General features: G+C 69.5%; 19 protein-coding genes and 1 other RNA gene. 14 read left to right on the top strand and 6 right to left on the bottom strand.

Going from position 1 to position 23,931, the window contains the following annotated elements; translation table 11 throughout:
- Nucleotides 1-86 precede the first annotated feature (86 nt).
- The 4 genes from OID54_RS11835 to OID54_RS11850 are packed head-to-tail and all read left to right on the top strand — an operon-like array spanning nt 87 to nt 3,575.
- Nucleotides 87-863 (top strand): polysaccharide deacetylase family protein, encoded by a 777-nt coding sequence (locus OID54_RS11835; RefSeq protein WP_329017975.1) that lies wholly within the window; start codon nt 87-89, stop codon nt 861-863.
- Nucleotides 860-1,675, top strand: a complete 816-nt coding sequence (locus OID54_RS11840; RefSeq protein WP_329017978.1) for an SDR family NAD(P)-dependent oxidoreductase — start codon at nt 860-862, stop codon at nt 1,673-1,675. The genes OID54_RS11835 and OID54_RS11840 overlap by 4 nt, the downstream gene beginning before the upstream one ends.
- Nucleotides 1,672-2,430, top strand: a complete 759-nt coding sequence (locus OID54_RS11845) for an SDR family NAD(P)-dependent oxidoreductase (protein ID WP_329017982.1) — start codon at nt 1,672-1,674, stop codon at nt 2,428-2,430. Before OID54_RS11840 ends, OID54_RS11845 begins: the two co-directional genes overlap by 4 nt.
- On the top strand, nt 2,427-3,575 hold the full coding sequence (locus OID54_RS11850) for a C45 family peptidase (RefSeq protein ID WP_329017983.1): 1,149 nt from the start codon (nt 2,427-2,429) through the stop codon (nt 3,573-3,575). Before OID54_RS11845 ends, OID54_RS11850 begins: the two co-directional genes overlap by 4 nt.
- 107 nt (nt 3,576-3,682) lie before the next feature.
- Here OID54_RS11850 and OID54_RS11855 read toward each other — a convergent pair whose 3' ends face one another.
- From OID54_RS11855 to OID54_RS11870, 4 genes are all read right to left on the bottom strand, one after another.
- Nucleotides 3,683-5,455: an ABC transporter substrate-binding protein gene (locus OID54_RS11855; protein WP_329017985.1), complete on the bottom strand. Its 1,773-nt coding sequence runs from the start codon at nt 5,453-5,455 to the stop codon at nt 3,683-3,685.
- A 338-nt stretch (nt 5,456-5,793) separates the two neighbouring features.
- Nucleotides 5,794-6,795: a toll/interleukin-1 receptor domain-containing protein gene (locus OID54_RS11860; RefSeq protein WP_329017987.1), complete on the bottom strand. Its 1,002-nt coding sequence runs from the start codon at nt 6,793-6,795 to the stop codon at nt 5,794-5,796.
- Nucleotides 6,796-6,954: 159 nt separating this feature from the next.
- Nucleotides 6,955-8,151 (bottom strand): effector-associated domain 2-containing protein, encoded by a 1,197-nt coding sequence (locus OID54_RS11865; protein WP_329017990.1) that lies wholly within the window; start codon nt 8,149-8,151, stop codon nt 6,955-6,957.
- Nucleotides 8,148-9,302 carry a toll/interleukin-1 receptor domain-containing protein gene (locus OID54_RS11870; RefSeq protein ID WP_329017992.1) on the bottom strand — a complete coding sequence of 385 codons (1,155 nt, stop codon included), beginning with the start codon at nt 9,300-9,302 and terminating at the stop codon, nt 8,148-8,150. Before OID54_RS11870 ends, OID54_RS11865 begins: the two co-directional genes overlap by 4 nt.
- Before the next feature lie 315 nt (nt 9,303-9,617).
- Here OID54_RS11870 and OID54_RS11875 point away from each other — a divergent pair, with 315 nt between their 5' ends.
- From OID54_RS11875 to OID54_RS11910, 8 genes are all read left to right on the top strand, one after another.
- Nucleotides 9,618-9,812, top strand: coding sequence for a hypothetical protein (locus tag OID54_RS11875; RefSeq protein ID WP_329017994.1), 195 nt, complete (start codon nt 9,618-9,620; stop codon nt 9,810-9,812).
- 85 nt (nt 9,813-9,897) lie between these two features.
- The gene (locus OID54_RS11880) at nt 9,898-11,148 is read left to right on the top strand and encodes an FxsB family cyclophane-forming radical SAM/SPASM peptide maturase (protein ID WP_329017995.1); all 1,251 of its coding nucleotides are present in this window, start codon (nt 9,898-9,900) and stop codon (nt 11,146-11,148) included.
- A gap of 314 nt (nt 11,149-11,462) precedes the next feature.
- A complete protein-coding gene (locus OID54_RS11885; protein WP_329017997.1) occupies nt 11,463-12,068 on the top strand; it encodes a hypothetical protein in 606 nt (201 codons plus the stop codon).
- A gap of 23 nt (nt 12,069-12,091) precedes the next feature.
- Nucleotides 12,092-16,030 carry an FxSxx-COOH system tetratricopeptide repeat protein gene (gene fxsT / locus OID54_RS11890; protein ID WP_329017999.1) on the top strand — a complete coding sequence of 1,313 codons (3,939 nt, stop codon included), beginning with the start codon at nt 12,092-12,094 and terminating at the stop codon, nt 16,028-16,030.
- Between the two features lie 52 nt (nt 16,031-16,082).
- A complete protein-coding gene (locus OID54_RS11895) occupies nt 16,083-17,006 on the top strand; it encodes a hypothetical protein (protein ID WP_329018000.1) in 924 nt (307 codons plus the stop codon).
- Nucleotides 17,007-17,016: 10 nt separating this feature from the next.
- Nucleotides 17,017-18,105: a hypothetical protein gene (locus OID54_RS11900; RefSeq protein WP_329018003.1), complete on the top strand. Its 1,089-nt coding sequence runs from the start codon at nt 17,017-17,019 to the stop codon at nt 18,103-18,105.
- A 331-nt stretch (nt 18,106-18,436) separates the two neighbouring features.
- Complete coding sequence (locus OID54_RS11905; RefSeq protein WP_329018006.1) at nt 18,437-18,865, top strand: MerR family transcriptional regulator; 429 nt, start codon at nt 18,437-18,439, stop codon at nt 18,863-18,865.
- Nucleotides 18,866-18,953: 88 nt separating this feature from the next.
- A complete protein-coding gene (locus OID54_RS11910; RefSeq protein WP_329018010.1) occupies nt 18,954-20,186 on the top strand; it encodes an MFS transporter in 1,233 nt (410 codons plus the stop codon).
- Between the two features lie 39 nt (nt 20,187-20,225).
- Here OID54_RS11910 and rnpB read toward each other — a convergent pair.
- Nucleotides 20,226-20,638, bottom strand: an RNA gene (rnpB, locus tag OID54_RS11915) — RNase P RNA component class A.
- Nucleotides 20,639-20,718: 80 nt separating this feature from the next.
- A complete protein-coding gene (locus OID54_RS11920; protein ID WP_329018014.1) occupies nt 20,719-22,155 on the bottom strand; it encodes an RNB domain-containing ribonuclease in 1,437 nt (478 codons plus the stop codon).
- Between the two features lie 207 nt (nt 22,156-22,362).
- Here OID54_RS11920 and yaaA point away from each other — a divergent pair, with 207 nt between their 5' ends.
- Both yaaA and eda read left to right on the top strand, forming a co-directional pair.
- Nucleotides 22,363-23,163, top strand: a complete 801-nt coding sequence (gene yaaA / locus OID54_RS11925) for a peroxide stress protein YaaA (RefSeq protein WP_329018016.1) — start codon at nt 22,363-22,365, stop codon at nt 23,161-23,163.
- Between the two features lie 86 nt (nt 23,164-23,249).
- Entirely contained in the window at nt 23,250-23,867 is a 618-nt protein-coding gene (gene eda / locus OID54_RS11930) for a bifunctional 4-hydroxy-2-oxoglutarate aldolase/2-dehydro-3-deoxy-phosphogluconate aldolase (RefSeq protein WP_329018018.1), read from the top strand.
- Nucleotides 23,868-23,931 lie beyond the last annotated feature (64 nt).

Consider the following 23,931-nt stretch of genomic DNA (forward strand, 5'->3'; position numbering starts at 1 on the left):
GCAAAACGGTCCTGATCGTTACCGTGTTCCTCAATCCCGCATTGGAGAGAGGACCCCGTATGTGGCCAGCTGGCTATAGCGCGGCTTTGGCGTTGACCATCGACTTCGACGCCGAAGAATTGTGGCTCGCCGAAGACCCTGCGAACGCCGCCCGCCCCGGAGTGCTTTCTCAGGCGCGCTATGGCGCCGAAGTCGCGGTACCCCAGTTGCTGAACATGCTGACGCGTCTGGATATACCGGCCACGTTCTTCGTCTGCGGCGGTGATGCGGAAAGGCATCCGGCGATCGTGGAATCCGTGGTCGAACAGGGCCATGAAATCGGGCACCATGGATTCACCCACCGCTCTCCGCACCTGATGGCACGGGACCAGGAGGAGGAGGAACTCGCACGCGGGCTGTCCGTACTGCGTTCCTTCCAGGACCGGATCATGGGTTACCGATCCCCTTCGTGGGACATCAGCCCGAACACGTTGGATCTCCTCGTGGCGAACGGGTTCAGCTATTCGTCCAACATGATGGACGCGGTCCTGCCCTACGCCCATCCCCGCCACGACCTGGTGGAGATTCCGGTGCACTGGTCGCTCGACGACGCACCGCACTTCTGGTTCGACGCCTCCAGTTGGGACCGTACGATCCGCTCGTCGCGCGAGGTGGCGGAACTGTGGGGCGAGGAGTCGTCCGCGATCCATGACGCCGGCGGTCTGGTGACCCTCACCGTCCATCCACAGATCATCGGCCGCCCCGGTCGGCTGCGGATGCTGGAGCAGTTCCTGACCTCGGTCCGGGCCGATGAGCGGATCTGGTTCGCCCGCTGCCACGAGGTGGCGAGCGCGGTGCGCGAGTCCACGGCGGCCCGGTCATGAGCAGCTCGCCCGCCCTCCCCGCGGCGGACCGCACTCCCCCGGCCGCCACCCGGCGTACCGCCGTCGTCACCGGAGCCGCACGCGGGATCGGGCGCAGTGTGGCCCAGCGGCTCCTGGATGAGGGCTGGAACGTCCTGATCACCGATGTCGACCCCACGGTCGTGCGGACGGGCCAGGCGCTCGACCCCGGCGGGGAGCGGATCGCGGCCCTGGTGGCCGACGTATCCCGACCGCAGCACGCGGCGCTGATGGCAGAGCGCGCCCTCGCGGCGTTCGGGCGCATCGACGCCCTGGTCGCCAATGCGGCCGTCGGCGGCCCGGAGACCCCGCTCCTCGACACTCCCGATCAGGACATCCAACGCGTACTGGAGATCAACTTCTTCGGGGTGCTGCACTCCGTGCGCGCGGTGTGGCCCGCGCTGGCGCACGACGGGCACACCGGTCGGATCGTCGTCCTCGGGTCGCTCTTCGCCCAGCAGCCCACCCCGGGCGCCGGTGCCTACAGCGCGTCCAAGGCGGCCGTGCAGTCCCTGATGAAGACGCTGTCGGTGGAACTGGCGCCCCACTGCACGGTCAACGCGGTCGCCCCCGGCTATGTGATGACCGAGATGCACCGCGAGGAGTTGCAGTCGCGGGCCCATCGCAGCGGGCGCACCTTCGACGAGGAGCGCGAGCGACTGGTCGCCGAAGTTCCACTGGCCCGGCATGGCATCGGTGCCGATGTGGCCGACGCCGTCCACTATCTGCTGTCGGGCGCGGACTACGTGACCGGTCAGACCCTCAATGTGAACGGAGGAGTGCTCACCTCATGAACCCCACGGACGGTACGCGGACCGGGCGGCGACTGGTGGTCACCGGCTCCCGCTCGGGCATCGGACGGGCCACCGCGACGCTGGCGGCCCGGCACGGCTGGTCGGTGATCGGTCTGGATCTGGCGGTGGACGAGGACGGCGAGCAGTCCGATGACGGCATCACCACCTTCCCGTGCGACATCACCGACGAGTCCTCGGTACGGCAGGCGTTCCAGCGGGTCGATCGCGCCTGGGGCGGCCTCGCACCGACCGCCCTCGTCCACTGCGCGGGGGTGTACCGCTTCAAGGCGGCGATCGAGACGACCGCCGCGGAGTGGGACGCGGTGGTCAACCTCAACGCCCGCGGTTCGCTGCTGGTCGCGGCCCAGGCAGCGGAGCGGATGCTCATCGCCGGCGAGGGCGGCAGCGTGACCCTGTTGTCGAGCATCGCCGCCGTGCGCGGTGACGGCGGCGAGCCGAGCGCCGCCTACAGCGCCAGCAAGGGCGCGGTGATCTCGCTGGCCCGTCAGTTGGCCGTCGAGTGGGGTCCTCAAGGAATCCGCTGCAATGTGGTCGCGCCTGGGGTGATCGACACCCCGATGACCACCGTGTCGCACAGTCCGGAGATCTTCGCCCAGGTGCTGCAACGGATCCCGGCCCGCCGCCTGGGCACGGCCGACGAGGTCGCCCAGGTGTGTCTTTTCCTCGCCTCGGAACAGGCGGGTTACGTCAATGGAACGGTCATCGCCGTGGACGGAGGGCAGAGCGCCTCATGAGTACGACGGAAGAGTTCATCACCCCCCGGGAGCCGCTGGTCGTCCGGGTCGAGGGCACCGCGCACGAGCGCGGGGTGCAGTACGGGAGTGCGGCCAAGGAGCGCGTACTGCTGTCCCTGGAGAACTACGCCCGGGTGTACGCCAAGTTCGCCGACCTCACCTGGGACGAGGCAACGGCACTGGCCCGTACCTTTGTGCCGGCGATCCAGGACTTCGACCCCCGCTACCTCCAGGAGATGGAGGGCATCGCCGAGGGGGCCGGGGTGACCTTCGACGACGTCCTCGCCCTCAATCTGCGTACCGAGATCCTCTTCTCGGGCAAGGCCCGCAAGCTCGCTGCGGCGGCCGTGGTCCCCGGTGAGTGCACCGCGTTCTGCGATCTGCGCGGCCCGGAGCCCATCGTGGGGCAGAACTGGGACTGGATACCCTTCTCGCACCAGACCGTCGTGGTGCTGGAGGCCGTCCCTGAGCGCGGCCCGCGCTGGGTGTCCGTGGTGGAGGCGGGCCTCCTCGCCAAGTTCGGGATGAACGCGGCCGGTGTGACGGTCCTGACCAATGCCCTGGTCTCCTCACTCGATGTGGGCACCCCGGGGATGCCGTACCACCTGCTGTTGCGGGGACTGCTGGAGGCCGAATCCGCCGAGGCGGCCGAGCAGGTGCTGAGGGCCGCGCCCCGGTCCTCGTCGGCGAACTATCTGATCGTCGGTGACGGCACGGCGGTGGATGCCGAGGCCCGGCCGGGCACGGCACGGGACATCAGTTGGCTCCCGGTGCGGCAGGGCGAGTACCTCGTCCACGCCAACCACTTCATCAGCGATGACAGTGCCTTCCCGACGACCGCCACCGACCATGGCCCGCGGGTCATGCCGGACACCCTGTTCCGCAGGGAACGGGCGCAGGCGCTGGCGGAGTTGATGCCACGACCTTCGGTCGCCGGCTGGCACGAGGTGCTCAGCGACCACGAGAACTTCCCCGACGCGCTGTGCTGCCACCCCAATCCGAAGGAACATGAGTTGGAGCAGGGTTCCACCGTCGCCAGTGCGGTGATCGAGCCTGCCAGACAGCTGATGCACCTGGTGCTGGGGCATCCCTGTTCGGTGCCCCGGGTGACGTACGACTACGGACCGTTCTTCGCCGGGAACTGACGTGATCGGAGCTGACGTGATCGAAGGCGCCGCCCACGATGGTGGGCGGCGCCTTCGTGCGTTCCTGGCCGCCCCGCCGATCGATCCGCGGCACGGCTCCCCGGTCGTCAGCCGACGGGGAGGATCTCCTGACCGCGTCCCGATAGCCGATAGGTGAGTGTGGGCTGCGACAGGCTCTGGTCGACCGAGTCGTACGGGTAGCCGGTCACCGACTGGCCCGGGGAGGCGAAGAGATAGGTGCCGTTGACCCCACGGTAGGCCGATTCCCGCAGATAGCGGTCCACCGCTTCCGGACGGAACGATCCCGTCACCGAGAAGGCTGAGTGGAGCATCCGCACCTGGTCATAGGCGGCGCTGGCCTGGCTGCGGCCGGGCGCGGTGCCGAACTCACGCGCGTACGCATCGCTGAAGCGGCGCCCGAGCGGATCATCGGGCCGTCCGGTCACCGTGGACCAGATCACCTCACCGCCCTTGGCGATCCGCTGGGCGAACCCCGGCACCGATGGTGTGTAGATGTGGTACGTCAGCTGGGCCGGGCTATGACGGGTGATGGCGTTCTGGAGCTCGGCCGCGGTCTCCACGTTGAGGTGGGACACCACGACGACATCCGGGCGGTCGCTGAGCGCGCCTTCGATGAGCTCGTCGACGCGGTCCACGGTCAGACCGACCCGCTGGGCCGATGTGACCGTCCACCCCACCTGACGCACCCGGGCTTCGAAGGTGTCGTCGGTGATCGCACAGCCGAACCCGTCGAGTTCCACCACGGCGAGCCGCGGCGGCCCCGTACGCGATGACGGGCCTGATGACAGGCCCGACGCCGGATGCGAGCGCAGGAACGCGAGGAGCGCCGACTGATAGGCGGTCTCCGAAGGGCAGGTCTGGAAGACGTGCCCAAGACGGCGGGGGTCCTCGCGGACGGCCTCCACACTGCGCGTCCAGGTGTTGGTGTGGAGGAAGGTCCGTCCGAAGTCGGCGGCGAAGTCGAAGACGCCCTGGCTGATGGCGCTGGCATAACTGCTGGTGATGGCGTCGACATCGGCTTCGACCAACCGCGCCAGACCCTCGCGTACGGAGTCCTCGTCGAGCGGGTCGATCTGGACGACGACGTGTTCCAGCGCTCGGCCGTACTCACCGCGCAGGGCGTTGATGTCACGGACGGCGAGTTCGGCGCCCTGGGCGGTCTCCCGGCCGTCGGCCGCGAAGGCGCCGCCGACGGCGATGGTGCCGATCCGCACGGTGTCACGGCGGGCGGGCCTGCTCCTGCGCGGCACGGGGGTCGCCACCCCGGTCGCCGTCGCGGAGTGGCGTTCGATGTCGAGGACGCGGATGCCGGAGCGGTGCTCGACCCCGCCGGGGATGGGCAGCCGGATGAGGTCGCGGTCGACGGCGAGCGCGCTGAGTCCGGAACGGGAGTCCTGGCCGAGCTTCTTCAGCAACCGTTCCACCTGAGTGGTGACCGTACGGATGCTGGTGCCGAGGCGGCTGGATATCTCGCGGTTGGACAGGCCGAGCGCCACCAGGGAGATGATGTCGATCTCGCGTGCGGTCAGTCCGGATGGAGGCCCGGTCAGGGGTCGGATGTCCAGCGCGACGACACCTTGGGACGCGGAGCGCAGCTCCAGACGGCACCAGGCCCAGCGGCCTTCGTCGCACCACAGGAACTGGGCCGAGCGCAGTCCCGAATCGTAGAACCCGGTCACCCGGCTGAGCAGTGCGGCGCTGAGCCCGGACGCGGGCGGCTGGGCGCCGGAGGCCGGTCGCTGCGGCTCATCGGTGCCGAATGTCCGGTCCGCTGCCGTGGCATCGAGTGCCGGGGCGACCGTGACGTCCCAGGAGTGCTCGACGCCCGTTTCCGTGCCGAGAGGCTGAAGCGTCCGCAAGGTGACTCCTCCATTCAGCGGGACGGTTCGCACTGACCCCGACGCCGCGACGGAACCCCCTCGTCATGCACGATAAACCCTCCCGACCCATATGCGCCCATACCAGCCATGGCTGGAAGCATTCATTGCCAAGGGCGTAGTCGTGCACGGGGCCAAGGACCCTTCAGTACGGCCCGAAGGTCCCTTCCCGCCGCCCCTGTCGAGTCCTACGCATCCGCTGTTCAGACCGTTCGGGGCCGGTCAGCCGCCCCAAGGGCACACGAGGACGGACGGCGATGACCCGCACACCGAACGTGGCCCGCGGGGCGCATCCTCGTGTGCGGGTTCGAGCCGTCGCCCTACGCCCGCGGCCAGCGCGACACCACGTCGTCCACCAACTCCCGCAGCGGTCCGGCAGCCTGCGCGCCCTCCAGTTCCGCGAGTGCGTCGACGGTCGCGACCAGCAGATCCGGGGTCTGGCGCCGAAGCGCCTCATTGGCCAGCGCCACGCTCCGCACCCTGGCCGATCCGCCGTCCGTCAGCAAGGAGAACCGCACCGGCTGGAGGAGTCCCCGGATCGAGTCCACATAGACGTCCCAGGACTCACGGCTGCGCCCCACCGCGGAGTCCACGAGCATCTCGATGTACTGCGACTTCTGCGCCGGCGTCATCCGCGGGCCGCCGTTCCCCACGACGCCCGGGAGGGCCGAGGACCCGCCAAGAGCATCGGCGACGGGCTCCGGGACCGCGGGGGTGGACAGCGTGGGCAAGGCAGCCGGCGAGACCGGGACGAAGGCCGAGGGCAGGGTGTCTGCGGTGGCGAAGTCCAGAGGTGGGAGGGACACCGAGGCCGCCTTCGTCAAAAGGTCCGTCAGATCCACGATGAACTGGTGGTACTCGCGCGGATCGCCCCGGATCAGATCCACCAGACAGGTGTCCGCATAGGCGCTGCCCAGGAGGTTCGTCCGGTACTGGAGTGCCTTGACCGCGGGGGGCAGCGCTCCGGTGGGTCGGGTCCAGAACAGGGGTACGACGGCGACGGGCTCCTCCCCCGTGGCCAGGGTGGCACGCCGGGCCCGCTCCGTCGCCACGGCCCACTCCCGTCCGCACCAGGTGCTGCCCAGATAGTCGTCGCCGAGCAGCGCGATCACAAAGCGGGTGGTGCGCAGGGCGTCCAGCAGCGGTCGCCGCCAGCCGACGCCGAGCTTCAGCGACTCGGTGTCGAGGAAGCCCGTGTGCGGCAGCGAGCGTCCGCGCTTGATCTGCACCTCGTCCTGCAACCGGGCGTGGAACTGCGCCACCAGCTGGCGGTCCGCCCTGCGTATGGCGTAACTGGTGAAGAAGAACGGTTCGTTCGACATGACCCCTCCCACGGGCGTGTACCGAGCGGCCTCCGTCGTACCGCTCTCGAACTGCTCGGTGATCCCGGGCCGTCGGTGCCGAACTCCGCCCGGTGCACGACGGCCCGTGCGCACCCCCGCGGTGTCGTGGCAGGCCAGAGGCGACCGTGAAGGCAGGACCTAGCACGGGTCCCAGTTTCGCACCGCCGCGTCCACCAGACGCCGTACCGTGTCGATCTCGTCCTCTCCCTCGCCACGCTCCTCCACCGCGTCCGCGATGGCGGCCATCGCATCCGGCCGGGGCCGGCCCAACGCGAAGTTGACGAGGGAGATGATCCGGTCCTTGGCGTTGCTCCCGTCGTTGACGGCGGAGAGGTCGAGCCTCGTGGCCTGGCGGATCGAGTCGACGAACACATCCCAGGAATCACGGCTGCGGCCCACCGGGGACCTGCCCAGCGCCTCGATCAGCGTCCGCTTGTCCTGTGGGTCGAGCCGGCCGGCCCGACGGCCCTGCTGTCCACCGGGCGCCTTTACCCTCGGCGGATCGACGGGGAACTCCGTGCCGCCCAGGGAGGGGGCTGCCATCTCCTGCGCATTCCAGGGCGCGGGGGCCGGCAGGAACCGTGTCCCGAAGGGGTCTTGTGGGCCCTGGTTCCGTGGCAGGCCGTTGCCTCGCTTGTCGGGTCCACCGCGCGGGCGCATGTCGCGCAGTGCGTGCCGCGCCGATTCGAAGCCGGTGTCCCGGGCGATCTCGGCGAGCGTGAGGAGCTGCCCCGGGTGGCCGTCCACGACCTCGGCCAACAGACCGGCCTCACGTGCCGTGAGGTTCTGGGCCTGGTTCAGCAGGAGGCCGGTCGATTCGTGCACGGTCAGCCCGGCGAGCCCCAGTTGGTTGTCGCCCCAGGTCCGACCGGCCGTGCGGGAGGTGATCAGACGGTGCCCGGCGCCCGGTACGAAGTGCTCGTAGATCCGGTCCGGGAACTCGACCTGGTCATAGACGAAAAGCCAGGCGGGATCGCTCCGCCGCCGGGGGCGGAAGTCGTCCGTGATCTCACAGGCCGCGCGCAGTTGGCGGTACTGCTCGCCGATCAGGCGCGCGAGTGCGTCGTCGTCGTGCGCCCCCCGGCAGGAGAACCACCAGGCCACGTCGTACCGCAGGGTGTAGCGCAGGCAGTAGGCGATGGCCATCTGGGTCTTGCCCATGCCCTGATTGGTCACATCCAGGTCGTGCAGCAGGACATGGCCGTGCTTCTCGACCAGGCCGAGGAGTTCGGCGATCTGGGCGTCGCGCCCCACGAAGGGAAGGCCCTGCCCCGGGAGGTTCGATATCGGCGGCGGGCCGGTGGGAGTGCGGGGGCGAGCGCTCTGAGCGGTCACCACAGCTCCCCCTCACGCGGAAGCGGTACGCGGGGGCTCGGATCACGCACTTCCGCCCGCAGCCGTCGCACCTCGTCGTCGGCGGAGCCGTGGAGCCGAAGGACCCGCAGTCCTCGGCGCACCAGGACCGGGCGCGGCTCCTCGTCGATCTGTACGGGGATCAGTCGCTCGCTGTCGCGACCGGTGAACACGTCCTCCCACTCCAGTGGTTCGGTGGCACGCGCCGCGAAGTAGCTGCGGGAGAAGATCACGACCACGCGGTGGGCGGCCGAGCGCGCCCGGGCCACGCTCTCGCCGAGCGACTCGTCCCCGGCCTCCCAGCGCACCTGTCGCACCTCGGCGTGGCCGTCCTCCCCCAGTAAGGAGCTGATCCAGTCCGCCCACGCCTGGTCAGCGCCCACGTAGTTGACGGCGACGGTCAGGGTGGTCGGGAATGCGGACCCCGCGGTCACCGGAGGATCGACGGGGGCCAGTCGGGGCAGGCTGCCGAAGCCGACGTCCTGCGGGGTCGAGCCTGGTTGTGCCGCGTCAGGGGAGCCGACTCGCAGTGTGCGCCGGCGCGGAAGGCTCGGTTCACCGGTCTCGCCGGGCGACGCGGGTCCGAACTCGGGCTGGACATCGGCCAGATCGGTGGTCGTGAAAGGGGGCAGTTCGGTGCGCCGTGCCTCGGTGATCCGCTCGGCCAGCCGTCCGATGAGGTGGAAGTAGCTGTCGTACGACTCGGGCGTGTCCGACTGCATCAGCGCGGCGAGACCCAGCCCGTCGTGCACGGCTTCCTCCGGCGCCGGCACGGACGGGGGTCTCGTGCCTTCCGGCACCGGCTTCCACAGCAGCGTGATCAGACAGCGGCTCATGTCATGGCGGGCGAGCAGTTCGCTGCGGCGGATCCGGGCCTGGAAGACGGCCCATTCGAAGGCGCACGTCGGGCTCGTGAAGAAGTGGGGTGAGTAGAGCGCGATCATCACTCCGACCTCGGCGATTGCCTCGGCCGCCGGGCTGTCCGCGGTCGTCGATCCACCGAGGTCGCCGCTCACCCACCGGCCCTCCTTCACCCGCAGCCGGTACTCAAGGTCGGCGTGAAACCGGGTGATGTCCGGCCAGCCGTCGCCCCTGGTGCAGCTGGTGTAGAAGTAGTTGACGGATCGATCCACGCGCCCCTCGCAGACTGCCGCCGGTCACCGTACGGATGGGCGGGACCACCGCCGGCACCGACATGGTTCCACGCCGGCACCCGGCCGTTTCGACCCATGAGCCCCCGCTACCGAGGATAGGCTCACTTGACCGGGCTGGGTACAGTGGGAAGAGCCTGCCCGGTGCACACAGGGCAGGCGTACGGCACACGTCAGGCGTACAGGCTGGGTATTCGCCGACGGCTCACGATTTCCGGACGATACCAGGACCTGTCGGGTTGGTTCGACGTCCCCGACCGGGACGTACGAGATACGTGAACAGGGGGCTTGGGTGCCATGAACTGCGCGACCGGGAAGAGCGCGCCCATCACCGAGGGGGAGTTACCCGAGTTGGCGGGCCTGGTTCCCGTCGAGCTGTTGGAAGGTCTGCCGCGCTCCGCCGTCGTGGAAGCGCTGCTGCGCAAACACCGCGGTGAGATGGCCGGCGGGACGGCGGGTCCGCGTACTCCGAGGTGGCAAAGTGCCTTGTGACTGTCGGGCCGGGACGCCACCGCCGGATGAGATGGGTCGGGTGCCTTCGGGGGCCGTACGAGCACATCGCGCGGGTTGCGCCCCGGTGCGGGGCGCCACGGCCGGCGCGCAGGGCGGTCGCCAACCCCCGATCGCCTTCACCCAGTTCATCGTGAAGCTGTACAGCCGATGCAACTTCTCCTGTCCAGACTGCTACGTCTACGAACTGCGCGACCAGGGGTGGATCGACCAGCCGTTGGTGATGGCGCCCGCGGTGATGGACCGCACCGCCCGACGGATCGCCGATCATGTGCGCCGACACCGTCCCCCCGAGGTACAGGTCATGCTGCACGGCGGCGAGCCGCTGCTCGCAGGCCCGGAGCGCATCGACCGGCTCGCGGAGGCTCTGCACAGCGCCTGGGAGGGTCTTGACACCAAGCTGGACCTGGCCGTTCAGACCAATGGCGCCCTGATTGACCCCCGGTTCCTCGATGTGTTCGAACGTCGGGGTATCCAGGTGGGGGTCAGCCTGGACGGTACGGCCGAGACCCACGACCGACGGCGGCCCTACCGCTCGGGCAAGGGCACATACACCGATGTGGCGCGGGGGCTCGCGCTGTTGCAGGGCGAGCGTTACCGCAAGCTCTACCGGGGACTGCTGTGCGTGGTGGACCTCGAAGCCGATCCGGTGGCCACCTACGAAGCGCTCCTCGAATTTGACCCGCCCGCGGTGGACCTGCTGCTTCCGCACGCCACGTGGGAGTTTCCCCCGCCCGGCGCAGGTCCCGGCCGTGCCCCGTACGGCACATGGCTTTCAGCCGTTTTCGATCGCTGGTTCGACGCCCCGGTGCGCGAGGTCCCGGTGCGCATCTTCGATGCGCTGGTGGACGCGCAACTCGGCGGGGCGAGTGCGAGCGAGGCTTGGGGGCCGCTGGGTTCCGACTCGGTGGTCGTACAGTCCGACGGAACCATCGAGCAGAACGACATCCTCAGATCGACGTACGACAAGGCCGTCCACACCGGAGGTCATGTCTACACGCATGACTTGGACCAGGTCGCGGGGCATCCGGGATTCGCCGCGGAGCGGGTGGGCATCGATGGACTGTGCGAGCAGTGCAGAGGGTGCCCCGTGGTGCAGGTGTGCGGCGGCGGGCTGCGGGCCCACCGGTACGAGCCGCGGAACGGCTTCGACAATCCGTCCTGCTACTGCGCAGATCTACGCACGTTGATCGACCACGTCGAACAGCGCGTGGCCAAAAGCATTAGGACACTGGCGGATACCTATCGCAACGAGGTCACAGGGCGACCATTTCTTCCTATCATGAGGATGTCTGCCGAGAGAAAATCGCGCCGGTGAGCGAAAAGGTGATGAGCGTACTGATCTAGGGTGGGGGACGGGGGCACATGGGCCCGTACTTTTTCATTAGTCACGCCATAGACGGTGGCGGCAGACAATACGTTGAGCAATTTCTCTGCGATCTCCAAGCGGAGTTGCGCGCCAGATTGGGGCGTGAGGCGCAGTTCGACGGCGAGTTGGCCGACAGGCACCGCCGGACGACGGCTACCGGTGGGGCGACAGGGATTTCCGGGGGTGTAGGGGTTTCCGGGGGTACCGGGGGTGCCGGGATCTTTGGTCAGCCAGGTGCCGGTGTGCCGCCGAGCACACCCGCAATGGCCTGTCGAGCACTGGTCGTGCTGTACACCCAGGAGTACTTCCGCAGCCCCTGCTGCACCTTTGACCTGTCGGTCTTCAGCGAGCGCATGGGATGGCGCAGCCATCGCACGGGCGATACGGCGCTCTCCCCGGTGAACGTGGTGTGGGACACGGCAGGACTGCCCGACCGCTGGGTGGAGGAGACCGGTCGACTGGCCGGGCCCGTAGGGAGCGACTACCCCCGGCGCGGGCTAGGACACCTGGTCGCCGACCCGGCCGCGCGGGGCGGATATCTCCAGGTCGTACGGAATGTCGCCGAGCGTGTCGCGGGCGCCGCCCTGCATCCACCTCCGGTGATGACGGCCCATGACATCAACTACCTCACGCAATTCACCACTCACTCCCGTATGCCGGCCTTCTCCTGGGATAACAACCCCGCTCCCGTCCAGGTACCGTGGCAGTCCGGGAGCATCGCAACGCCGCCCCATTCCGGAGTTCGAGAATCCGGGAGGCACAGTTCCGGAAGTTTCGATTCCGGGCAGCACGCGATTGCTCAGCGCAGGTCCTGGTTCTCTTCCCCGGAAGAGGGTGAACGTCCCATCCTCCGGGGACCGCACAGCTGATGTGAACACGTGGAGCGGCATCGATGAGCAGCGTGGAGCCCTTCGCCAACCGAGCCCCTGAGGGCGACGGCACGGCGACCATCGTCACCTTCTACTCCTACAAGGGCGGGGTCGGCCGCACCATGGCGCTCGCCAACGTCGCCTGGCTCCTCGCGAGCGACGGCAAGCGCGTGCTGGTCATCGACTGGGACCTGGAGTCGCCCGGGTTGCACCGCTTCCTGCGCCCCTTCCTCTCCGATCCCGACCTCGCCCGGCTACACGGCGTCGTAGAGATGGTCCGCGACTATGGATCGGCCGTGGAGCGGTTGGTCGCACAACAGCTCGCGCAACCGGACCACGACGCGCGACTGAATGAACTCCTGGACCTCCACACCGGGGTGGCGGGCTGGGTCGACACCGTCCGCTGGAGCCACTTCCCCGGAGACGGCGGCAGCATCTCCTTCCTTGGCCCCGGGTGTCAGAGCGAGGAGTACAGCAAGAACGTCGCCCTGTTCGACTGGGCCCGGTTCTACGGTCAGCACGCCGGGGCGCAGTTCGTCCACACCTTGCGGGAGCAGCTCCGCAACTCCGGGTACGACTACGTCCTGATCGACAGCCGTACCGGCCATTCGGACAACGCCAGCGTCTGCACCCTGTGGCTGCCCGACGTACTGGTCGGCGGCTTCAACCTGAGCAACCAGTCCATCGAAGGCACGGCCGCCGTCGCCCGACAGGTCCATGAACAGGCCAAGCGCACCGGCCGGGAGATCCGCATCCTGCCGGTCCCGATGCGGATCGAGCGTGTCGACCGCGCCAAGGCGATGGCCCGACGCCGCTACGCGGAGCAGCAGTTCGCCGGCATCGTGGGGCCGTTGGTCGCCGGTGACACCACCGAGTACTGGAGCCAGGTCGAGGTGCGGCACTCGGCCACCTTCGCCTACGAGGAGGTGCTGGTCCCCTTCGTCCTGGAGCCGGGCGAGCACTCCAGCCAGCTCCAGGCGTATCTGCGGATCGCCGAGGAGATCAGCCGCGGCGAGGTCAATGTGATCCGCCCGGTCCCCGAGCGGCTTCGGCGTGAGTACGCGAACCGGTTCGAGGAGATCACCCCGCCCGGGCCGCGGACAGCCCGCATCGTCCACGCACCGCGTGACCGCCAGTGGGCCGACTGGATCCGCACCGAACTGGCCGGCATAGGCATCAGTTGCGAGACCACCGACGGCGACCAGGGACCGCGGGCGCCCTCGGAGCAGGAACCCACGTTCACCATCGTCCTGGTCTCCCCCGCACTGCCGTCGGCACCCGGCTACCAGGAGGTGAGCGATCAGTGCGTGCGCAACTCGGCGCGCCTGGGCGGCGGCCGGACCAGCCCCTGGATGGTCGCGGTCACCATCGAGGAGACCCGGCTCGAAGGTCCCATCGCACGACTCCAGGGGCCTCTGTTGCAGAGCCTCGGGGAGCGCGAGGCCCGCAGCCTGCTCTTCGAGCGCTTCGCACTCGACGGCCAGAAGGAGGAAGCCCGCTCGGCCACCCGGGACCGTACCGAGGGCGGCGCCCGCTTCCCCGGGCAGGCACCCGACATCTGGCAGTCGCCGCCCCGCAACGCCACCTTCCTGGGGCGGGAGGAGTACCTCGACCAACTCCGTGACGCCCTGGTGCCGGGCCGGCCCGTGCTGCCGGTCGCCCTCACCGGACCCCTCGGGGTCGGAAAGAGCCAGATCGCGCTGGAGTTCGTCTACCGCTTCGCGGCCGACTACGACGCCATCTGGTGGATCAACGCCGACACCCCGGCACTCGTCCGCGCCGGGCTCGCCGAGTTGGGAGCCAGGCTCCAGGTCACCACCAGCACCTCGCCGGGCGCGGTCACCGCTGCCCTGCGGGTGCTGCGCGAAGGCACCACGAGCGGCCACCGCAGGCTTCTGCTCGTCCTCGACGACGCTCCGGGCGCCACCGAACTCGAAGGTCTCGTGCCCGGAGGGGGCAGTGCGCACGTCCTGATCACCTCGCAGTCCGACGAGTGGGCCGCGGTCGGCACCCGGATCCCGGTGGCCATGCCGACCCGCGCCGAGGCCCACGCCCAACTCGCCCGCCACTTCCCCGGCCTGACCGCCGAGATGGCCGCCGAGATCCTCGACATCTCGGGCCGACTGCCGCAGTCCGTCGAACTGGCCGCCACCTGGCTGCGCAACACGGGTCTGCCGCTCGCAGAAGCGGTCCACCTCTATCGGTCCCGATCCGCCGACGAACCCGCGCCACCATCCGTCGAGGAATACCCGCAGGCCGCCCGCACCACCTGGGCGATGCAGTTGAACGCCCTCCGTACGGAGAACCCGGCGGCCGAGCGGATCCTGCGGCTGCTGGCGTACCTGTCTCCGCGCGGGGCGTCGATCGAGCTGATGCGATCGGCGGCAGCGCTCGCTTGGCTGGGCCAGCAGGGACAGGCCCTCCTCACCTCGGTGACCTTCGGGACCGCATTTCGCACCCTGTCCGCACGGGCGCTGGCCCGTACCGACCACGCCTCCGAACGGATCGTCGGCGACCCGATGGGGCTGGTGCTGCTGCGCGCCCATCTGTCGCAGGACGAGCGCCCGGAAACCCTTACCGCGGTCCATCGCATCCTCGCCGCCTTCTCCCCGCAGGACGACGAGACCGACGAGGAGCGCTTCGAGCCGGTCCTCGCCGAACTCGACCAGCACGTCGACACCTCGCAGGCGGTCACCAGCGACGACCCCGAGGTACGGCGGTGGCTGGTCAACCAGGTGAGATCGCGCCGGCTGACCGGTCAACTCGGCGCTGCCCTCGACCTCGCCGAGCAGTTGAACGACCGTTGGAGCACCGCCCTGTCGCCCCGGGAGCCCCTGCTGCTGCGGCTCCAGGTCGAATGGGGCAACATCCATCGGGACGCGGGGCGGTTCAAGGAGTCCGAAGAGGTCAACCGCACGGCCCTCGACGCCCTGCGGGCGGCACTCGGCCTCGACCACCCCTTCACGCTGCGCAGCGCGCTGGGGCGGGGCGCAGAACTGCGCGCACTCGGACGGGTCCAGGAGGCGTTCGCGGAGGACCAGTCAACGGCCGAACTCATCAAGGACGTCTTCGGCGACGGCCACCCCTTCACCTTGATGGCGGAAGGGAACCTCGCGCTCTCCCTGGCCATGGTGGGCATGACGGAGGAGGCATTGGACCTCCACCGCGAGACCTCCGAGCGCTGCCGTCGGATGCTGGGCATCAGACACCGTCTGACCTGGGACTCCGCCGCCCACCTCGGCAACAGGTACCGGGAGTCGGGCGACTACGACCGGTCCATGCGCCACCTCCAGTACGCGTACAAGGAGTCCGTCGACACCTTTGGCGAGTCCGACCCCACGACGCTCATCGCCGCCAGGGGCCTCGCGGCGACCCTGAGGCGCCGCGGCGACCGGGACAGCATCAGCGCGGCGCGCAAACTGGATGCGGAGACCGTGGCCGGGCTGCTGATCTACGGGGGTCCCGACCACCATGAATCGGTGGCGGCCCGCCTTGCCCTCGCGGCCGACCTCCGACTCCTCGGCAAGCACGCCGAGGCGGTCGAACTGGCCAGCGGTTGCGTCGACCAGTACGCCACCTGGGAGCCGGGGCGCCCCTTCCTAAGGATCGCCCAGGTCAACCTGGCCCTCTGCCTGCGCTCGGCAGGCAGCGGCACGGACGGCCCGCAGTTGAGCGCCGAGGGCTGGCAGGGGCTGGTCGAATCGCTGGGCGCCGACCATCCGCTCACCCTCATCGCCGCGCTCAACCACGGCAACGCCCTGGTGTTCGCCGGCGAATCCGAGCAGGCATCGGAGCTCGACCGGGACACGTACCACCGACTGCGGGAGCGGATGCGCGCCGAGCATCCCTTCACGGTCTTCGCGGCGACCAATCTTCAGATCGGCGAGGCCCGGTTGCACGGCGGCAGGGGGGCACAAGGGGGAGTGAGGATTGAGCTGGACCTGGACATCCCCTACATCTGAGGAACGGGCCGCGTGCCCGTCCCCGGTGTGCGTCGCCCTGAGGAGGCAACCAGTGGTGGACCAATCGTTGGAGGGAGAGTTCGGTCGCTCCTGGTCGGTAGCGGTGCTCGCCGCCACTCCACAGGTCGGCGCCAGTACGGTCACCATCGCTGCGGGGGCGATGGTGGACGCCGCGGTCGGGCCGGTCGGACAGAACGTGATGTTGATGGACGCCGACCTACGGACCGCCGGGCTGACCCGGCTGCTGCACCAGTGGGGCTCGGCCATGCACTACGGCGGAGGTCTCGCCGGGTTCGCCTTCGACGGTGCGATCCCCCTGGACTTCCGCTCCCTGGAGCCGCGGCTCACCCCGATGCGCTCCCCCGACGGGCGCAAGGGCGAGATGTTGCTGCTCACCCAGGGAACACCCGGTGACCCTCCGCTGGAGGAGCTGACCAATCTGCCCAAGATCATGGGCATGGCGGTCCAACGCCTGGTCGAACTCGCCGGCTGTCTCCTGGTGGACTGCGGCTCCGAGTGGAGCGAGGTCACGGTGGAGATCTGTCGGGCCGTGGAGTTCATAGCGGTGGTCAGCGAACCGGGCGGACTGGCCCGGCCCGAGACCCGACAGCTGGTGGACCGCCTCAAGGAGCACGGGCTGATCCACAACAACCTCCTGCTCGTCGAGAACCAACCGACACCGGGAGGAATATCCGGCGCCCAGGTGGAACCCGGAACCACAAGGAACGGGACCGGCCCGGCATCCACCCATGGCACGACCCACCCGACGCCCGCTGAACACGCCCTGGAACAGGGCCTGTTCGCGTCTCCTCATGAAAGGACCCTCATCCATCTGCCCTACGCTCCAGACACCGTGGCAGCGCTCTACGCCAGCGAACTGCCCGCCCTGGAAACCCCTTTCGGTGCCGACCTGAAACGCCAGATGGAGGCACTCGACCCGGCCCTGTTCTATTCGGGCTTCGACCACACAACCTGAAGGAGGCGTGATGGAGAAAACGGGGGACCATCCCCACACGCTTGTCGAGGCGGCCGACCCGGCGGCCGAGACCGGACCGGTGCCGGTGCCGCACCGGAAGAAGGCCGAACATGTGACGGACGACAGTGCGGCCTTCATCGACCTCTGTGAACAGGCGCTCCATCCCGAGGGCCTGCACCACGTCGCCGAATACCATCGCGGCGTCTTCAACTACTCCGTGGACATCCTCGACCACCCACACCTCGCCCACCTGGCCAACCCGCACGGGCCGTCCGAGGGCGATCGCGCCCTCTACATCCGCGTCGGACGCCAGTTGAACTTCCTGCTCGGCAGGATGGACCGCTCGTTGCGCCCGGTGGAGAGCGGTCGGCTGATCCGCACCGTCCTACGACTGGGTCAGGCCACCCTGTTCCACTACTACGTACGACCGGGGCGCTATCTGACGGGGGTCTCCCTGGGGCGGGAGGCCGCGGAGGCCGGCGATCGGGCGATGACCAGGCTCGCAACGGGCTTCCGCACCGGGCTGCACCAACTGCGCATCGACTACGGCGGCTTCATCGGCGCACCCGAGGCATCACCGTCGTCGGAACGTCCAGCGGCGACGGAGTTCCCCTTCGCCGCCTCCGCGGCCCAGGAGCACCATCGCGAGGTGTTCGGCGACATCGGACCCGACGCCGATCGCATCGGGGCACTCTGCGCCGCCTCGCTCACCTCGAAGAACCTGCACTACGTGGCCTACGTCGACCCCACCTCGGGATTCCTCTCCACGGACCTCCTGTCCGCCGACGGACTGGCCGGATACCACAGCCTGATCAATAGACAGCAGCGCCGCGACCGCTACCACGACATCTCCCGACGACTGCACTTCGTGGTGGCCCGACTGAACCACTCGCTGAAGGCGGTACTGCCCGGGCGTCTGACCCGAACCGTGCTCGACGTGGACGAAGGCGCCCTGTTCTACTGCGCCCTGGGAAACGGGACGTTCCTCCTCGGGGTCACGCTCCACCAGGACCGGGTGGCGCACGCGGACGAGGTGATGACCCGTCTCACGCTGGGGGTTCAACGCATGGTGAACGAATCGGCCGATCGGGACGACTAGCAGACCTTCGATCAGACGGGGGAAGACCACCGGCCAGGGGGAACAGGCCGATGACCGTGTCCACATGCATATGGGGCCACGGATTTCGATGTGCCGGCCGCAGGCCGTACCGGCACCACGAAGGCGCACGCACACACAATCCCCGTGCAGCCATGCCCGGACATCCGGCCGGCCCCCTGTCGAAGGTGCACACGTCGACTCCCCTGCGTGCATACGTACGATCGAGAATCGGCCGACTGCACACCGCAGACCCCAGAAGCACCGGGCGTGAACCCCACTCAGCCGAGGATGGTCCGGGCACGAGTCGGAGCCATCGACACCAGGAGGAACCATGCGCATCGGGGAACTCGCGGAGCGCATCGGAGCCAGCACACGCTCTCTGCGCTACTACGAGGAACAGGGACTCCTCTCCCCCTCCCGCGACAGCAACGGCTACCGGGACTACGACGAAGCCGCTCTGGTAAGGGCGCGCAACATCAAGGAACTGCTCGATGTTGGCCTGACCACGGACGATGTGCTCCGCTATGCCGAGCTGGGCTGTCTGGAGCGCCCGTTGACGACAGCGCCCAGATGTAGGGGCGAACTCAACACGGCGCGCGAGCGCTTGGAGTCACTGGACAGACGGATCTCACGTCTCCAGGAGGTCAGGGACCGGCTCGCCCAGCACAGCGGCGAGTTGGAAGCGTCAATGGCACCGGCCGGAGCCCGATACACCGCGACGTCCCGAACGCGCAGAGACCAAGACGGAGCCTCGGGCTGATCCGATCCGGCGTACCCCCGCTCCGGGAGGAGTTCGGCCGCTTGCCCGCTTGACGTTGACAGTAGTGTCAGGGTCCTACCGTCCAGCCATGACATCTGTTGTGAAGGTCTTCGCTGGTCAGGGTGGTTCCGGATGGCTGTTGTGTCTATTCCTGGCGACGTTCGTGATCGGAACGGATGACTTCGTGATCGCGGGCGTGCTCCCCGAGATCGCATCGGACATGAACGTCAGTGAAGCCGCGGCGGGTCAGTTGGTCACGGTGTTCTCCGTGACCTACGCGATTGCGGCCCCGCCCCTTGCGGTCGCGACCGCCCGCCAGCCCCGCAAGCCCGTCGTCGTCGGCGGACTCGTCCTCTTCGCCCTGGCCAACGTGGCCACCGCCTTCGCTCCCCACTACACCGCGCTGACCGTCATGCGCGTCGTCACGGCACTGATCGCCGCTGCCATCACGCCGGCCGTCTTCGCGCTCGCCGCCCGCGCCTCCGCGCCGGAACGCGTCGGCCGAGCCATGGGCACCGTCGCCGCGGGACTCACCGTCTCCCTCTTCATCGGCGCCCCCGTCGGCACCCTCCTCAGCTCCGCCCACAGCTGGCGCGCCACTTTCCTGGCCGTCGCGCTCGCCACCACCGCCGTCGCCCTCGCCTCCCTGCGTCTTCTCCCGCCCCTGCCCGGCGCCCCGGAGATCGGCGTACGTCGGCAACTACTGGTCCTCGCCCGCCCCGCCGTCCTCCTCTGCGTCGCCGGCACCGTGCTCGGCGCTTCCAGCGGGCTGATGACGTACACGTACGTCGCGCCCCTCACCTACGGACTCACCGGCCACGACGGCGCCATCCTCGCGCTGTTCATCTCCGTCATCGGCGTCTTCGGCGCCCTCGGCACCTATCTGTGCGGACGCCTCACCGACCGCTGGGGTGCCGACCGCACGCTGATCGCCACCTTCATCGGGCTCGTCACGGCGACCGCCACGCTCGCCCTCATTGGGGCACTCACCGACAAGGCGCCGAACTGGCTCATCGTCATCGTGCTGGCCGTCTGGGGCTTCGCGGGATGGGGCTTCAATCCGCCGATGAACGCCCGCGCCCTCGAACTCGCCCGGGACGCCGAAGCCGAGGCCGTCGCCCTCAACACCAGCGGTCTCTACATCGGTATCGCCGTCGCCGGCGCACTGGGCGGTTGGGTTCTCAGCCACCACAACGGCACGGGCATCGCCGTCGCCGCCACCGCGGTCGGCGTCGTCGCCGCCCTGGTCATCCTCACCTCGGTCCACCGCTACCCCACGACCGCACCGGCACGAAGGTGCTCCTCGGGGCCCACGGGCTGACCCCGGACGGAGTACTCGGCAGCCGAGTGGGGGGTGGGGCAGACGAGTCGGGCTGTACGCCGGATTTTGTGCCCCGGGACCTCGCGGTCTTCGGGGCGACGGCCATCCATCTAGGGCCGGTGTTGCCACCGGCCTCGTGCGGTCTACCCGCGGACTCGGGCGGGCAGCCCTCGAACGTCCGCGCAGAGTGGCCTGTTACAGCCTCTCCTCTTGACCTTGCTCCGGGTGGGGTTTACCTAGCTGCCCAGGTCACCCTGGGCACTGGTGGTCTCTTACACCACCGTTTCACCCTTACCGAGGTCCGTACGGATACGGTCCCCGGCGGTTTGTTTTCTGTGGCACTGTCCCGCGGGTCGCCCCGGGTGGCCGTTAGCCACCACCCTGCCGTGTGGAGTCCGGACGTTCCTCGGGAAGAGCCCGAAGGATCTTCACGCGGCCGTCCGCCCGGCTCGTCTGCCGTGCTGGCCATGGTACCCGCCATGGCCGGGCGGTCGGGCACGCGGCAGGGGTGCGGCGCCCGGCCGGGCCCCGGTCAGGCGGGGACGAACAGCGCCTTCGCCGTGCCGGGGGACGCCTGGGTAAGGCGGACCCGCAGCGGTTCGCCGAGGGGGAGTTCGCGGTCGGCCTCGATGCGTCCGACCACGGCCGGGTCCTCCAGGTGGACGGTGCCGACGGTGGGCTCCTTCTCCTTGACGTCGACCACGATCGCGTCGAACTCCTCCCCCACCCGACCGCTGAGCAGAGCGGCCTCGACGAGGTCGACGCACTCGCGTTCCACCGTGTTGGCGCGCCGGGAGCCCTCCGCCATGCGACCCGGTAGGCCCGCCTGCGCCTCCAACACCCATTCCGGAACGCCCTGCCCGGCGCAGGCGGCGATGCAGAGTTCGCCCGTGTACCGGTCCACCAGTCGGCGCAGGGGCGCGGTGCAGTGGGTGTACTCGTGGGCGACCGCCGCATGGATGGCGGGTGAGGGGAGTCGACCGCCGGTGAAGACGGTGTAGCCGGCGCCGCGGAGGAGTGCGGTGCAGTCCTGGAGGAAGGCGGCGTGGCGGGCGTCCCGCGGGTCGAGGGAGCGGATGACGTCCGCGTACGAGACATGGTGGGGCCAGTCGATGTGCAGGGCCGTGGCGGAGCGGCGCAGCCGGGCGACGGCACCGTCGGGGGCGGTCGGGAGGGTGCGCAGGATGCCCGTACCGGATTCGATCATGATGTCGGCGGCGGCCATGCCGGTCAGCAGGGAGATCTGTGCGTTCCAGCCGTCGGCGGGACGCGGCGCGCGGTACTCCAAGGTGTAGTGGCCGTCGTCGCCGATGATCTCCTGTTCGGGGACGTTGAGGGAGATCCCGCCGCGTTCGCGCTCCAGCTCTTCCCGCAGCAGGCCGATGTCCCGGAGCAGGGCGAGCGCCGTGGGTGCGGTGCCTTCGTCGATCTGGCGCTGGGCGGTCGCGTAGTCGATTCGGGTCCGGCTGCGGACCTGTGCCCGGTGCACTTCGGCCTTGCGGGTACGACCTTCGGCGTCGAGGTCGATCCGCCAGAGCAGTGCGGGGGCGGTGTGTCCCGGGAGGAGGCTGGCCGCGGCGTGGGAGAGGGCGGGCGGGTGCAGGGGTACCGAGCCGTCGGGGAAGTAGAGGGTCTGGACCCGGCGCTGGGCTTCGATGTCCAGTTGCCCCCCGGGTGTGATGAAGGCGGCCGTGTCCGCGATGGCGTAGTGGACCCGGTAGCCGTTGCCGTGCCGGGCGAGGTGCATCGCCTGGTCGAGGTCTGCGGAGCCGGGCGGGTCGATGGTGAAGAGGGGAATGTCGGTGGCGTCGTTCTGCGGCAGCCGAGGGGCCGCGGCGGCGGCGTGCGCCTCGGCGAGTACGGCTGGTGGGAAGTCGTCGGGCACCCCGAGTTCCGTTCGCAGTTCACGCAGCGCGACCTGGAGCGGGGCGTTCGGCGGGCCCGTGGTGTGCAGGGGGCGGCGGGGCATGGATCGAGCGTATGGCGGGGCGGGGCGGTCGGCACTCCGGAGGCGGGGGCTTCGGTAGGGGGTGTTCCGCGGCGGGAAGTAGCCCCCGGCGAAGGTGCGTGAGGGGGCGAGGCGTGGCGGACGGGCCCGGCGCGGCGCGTACGCTGGCGCGGGGGTTTTCGCCCTCTTGCTGCCCCCTGTTCGCCATGCGCCGTGAGGAGAACGTTCGTGCTCGTGCTGTTGCCGCCGTCGGAGGGGAAGGCCGCTTCCGGGCGCGGCGCTCCGCTGAAGCCCGAGTCGCTCTCGTTGCCGGGGCTGGCCGATGCGAGGGCCGCGGTCCTGGACGAGTTGGTGGAGTTGTGCGCGTCCGACGAGGTCAAGGCGCAGCAGGTGCTCGGGCTCAGTGAGGGCCTGCGGGGCGAGGTGGCCAAGAACGTGGCGCTGCGGACCGCGGGGACCCGGCCGGCCGGCGATGTCTATACGGGGGTGCTGTACGACGCGCTCGGTCTGGGGTCGTTGGAGCCGGATGCCAGGCGTCGGGCGCGGGCGTCCCTGCTGGTGTTCTCCGGGCTGTGGGGAGCGGTGCGGATCGGCGACCGGATTCCGTCGTACCGCTGCTCGATGGGGGTGAAGCTGCCGGGTCTCGGCTCACTCGCCGCGCACTGGCGCGGGCCGATGGAGTCGGTCATGCCGGAGGCTGCGGGTCGGGGGCTGGTGCTGGATCTGCGCTCGGCGGCCTATGCGGGGGCGTGGAAGCCGAAGGGGGAGCTCGCGGCTCGGACGGCGACGGTGCGGGTGCTCCACTCGCAGATCGTCGACGGGGTGGAGAAGCGTTCGGTGGTGAGCCACTTCAACAAGGCGACGAAGGGGCGGATCGTACGGGACCTGCTGGTGTCCGGGGCTCGCCCGAAGGGGCCCGCGGAGCTGGTGGACGTACTGCGGGAGCTTGGACACACGGTCGAGGCCACGGCTCCCGAAGCAAAGGGACGCCCTTGGGCCCTCGATGTCGTGGTCGCCGAGATCCACTGAACGACTGAGCGACTGAACCACGCGACGCTGTTGCATCATACGCAACGAGCGTTGCGCACAGTGCGGGTGCAGGGCAGGATGAGCGCATGACCTCCGTCCTTGATCTCGCACCCGTCATTCCCGTCGTCGTCATCGAGGACGCCCATGACGCCGTGCCGCTCGCACGCGCCCTCGTCGCCGGCGGACTGCCCGCGATCGAGGTGACGCTACGGACGCCCGCCGCGCTGGACGCCGTCCGGGCGATCGCGGCCGAGGTACCGCAGGCGGTCATCGGTGCCGGCACGGTGATCTCCGCAGAGAACGTGAAGGCCGCGACCGACGCCGGTGCCCGATTCCTGGTCAGCCCCGGTTGGACGGATCGACTGCTGGACGCACTGCGGACCTCCGGTGTGCCATTCCTGCCGGGAGTCTCCACGGTGTCGGAGGTGGTGGCCCTGCTGGAGCAGGGGGTGGACGAGATGAAGTTCTTCCCCGCCGAGGCGGCGGGCGGCACGGCCTACCTCCGGTCCATCGGCGGCCCGCTTCCACAGGCGCGCTTCTGCCCGACCGGCGGGATCTCCCCCGCCAACGCCCCCGCCTATCTGGCGCTCCCCAACGTGGGCTGTGTCGGCGGCACCTGGATGCTGCCGGCGGACGCGCTGGCCGCCAAGGACTGGGCCCGGGTGGAGGAACTGGCCGCCTCGGCCGCCGCGCTGCGGGGCTGAGCCGCCGCCGAGCGCGGACGACCGTACATCACCACGGATCCCGCCCAGCGACGCCCCACCCCGC

The organism is Streptomyces sp. NBC_00690 (assembly GCF_036226685.1).
GTDB lineage: Bacteria > Actinomycetota > Actinomycetes > Streptomycetales > Streptomycetaceae > Streptomyces.

What these genes read in the sequence shown, in the direction of transcription:
- OID54_RS11840 (WP_329017978.1), top strand. Translation starts at nt 860, where the DNA reads ATGAGCAGCTCGCCCGCCCTCCCCGCGGCGGACCGCACTCCCCCGGCC.
- OID54_RS11845 (WP_329017982.1), top strand. Translation starts at nt 1,672, where the DNA reads ATGAACCCCACGGACGGTACGCGGACCGGGCGGCGACTGGTGGTCACC.
- OID54_RS11850 (WP_329017983.1), top strand. Translation starts at nt 2,427, where the DNA reads ATGAGTACGACGGAAGAGTTCATCACCCCCCGGGAGCCGCTGGTCGTC.
- OID54_RS11860 (WP_329017987.1), bottom strand. Translation starts at nt 6,795, where the DNA reads ATGTCGAACGAACCGTTCTTCTTCACCAGTTACGCCATACGCAGGGCG.
- OID54_RS11875 (WP_329017994.1), top strand. Translation starts at nt 9,618, where the DNA reads ATGAACTGCGCGACCGGGAAGAGCGCGCCCATCACCGAGGGGGAGTTA.
- OID54_RS11885 (WP_329017997.1), top strand. Translation starts at nt 11,463, where the DNA reads ATGGCCTGTCGAGCACTGGTCGTGCTGTACACCCAGGAGTACTTCCGC.
- fxsT (WP_329017999.1), top strand. Translation starts at nt 12,092, where the DNA reads ATGAGCAGCGTGGAGCCCTTCGCCAACCGAGCCCCTGAGGGCGACGGC.
- OID54_RS11900 (WP_329018003.1), top strand. Translation starts at nt 17,017, where the DNA reads ATGGAGAAAACGGGGGACCATCCCCACACGCTTGTCGAGGCGGCCGAC.
- OID54_RS11905 (WP_329018006.1), top strand. Translation starts at nt 18,437, where the DNA reads ATGCGCATCGGGGAACTCGCGGAGCGCATCGGAGCCAGCACACGCTCT.
- OID54_RS11910 (WP_329018010.1), top strand. Translation starts at nt 18,954, where the DNA reads ATGACATCTGTTGTGAAGGTCTTCGCTGGTCAGGGTGGTTCCGGATGG.
- OID54_RS11920 (WP_329018014.1), bottom strand. Translation starts at nt 22,155, where the DNA reads ATGCCCCGCCGCCCCCTGCACACCACGGGCCCGCCGAACGCCCCGCTC.
- eda (WP_329018018.1), top strand. Translation starts at nt 23,250, where the DNA reads ATGACCTCCGTCCTTGATCTCGCACCCGTCATTCCCGTCGTCGTCATC.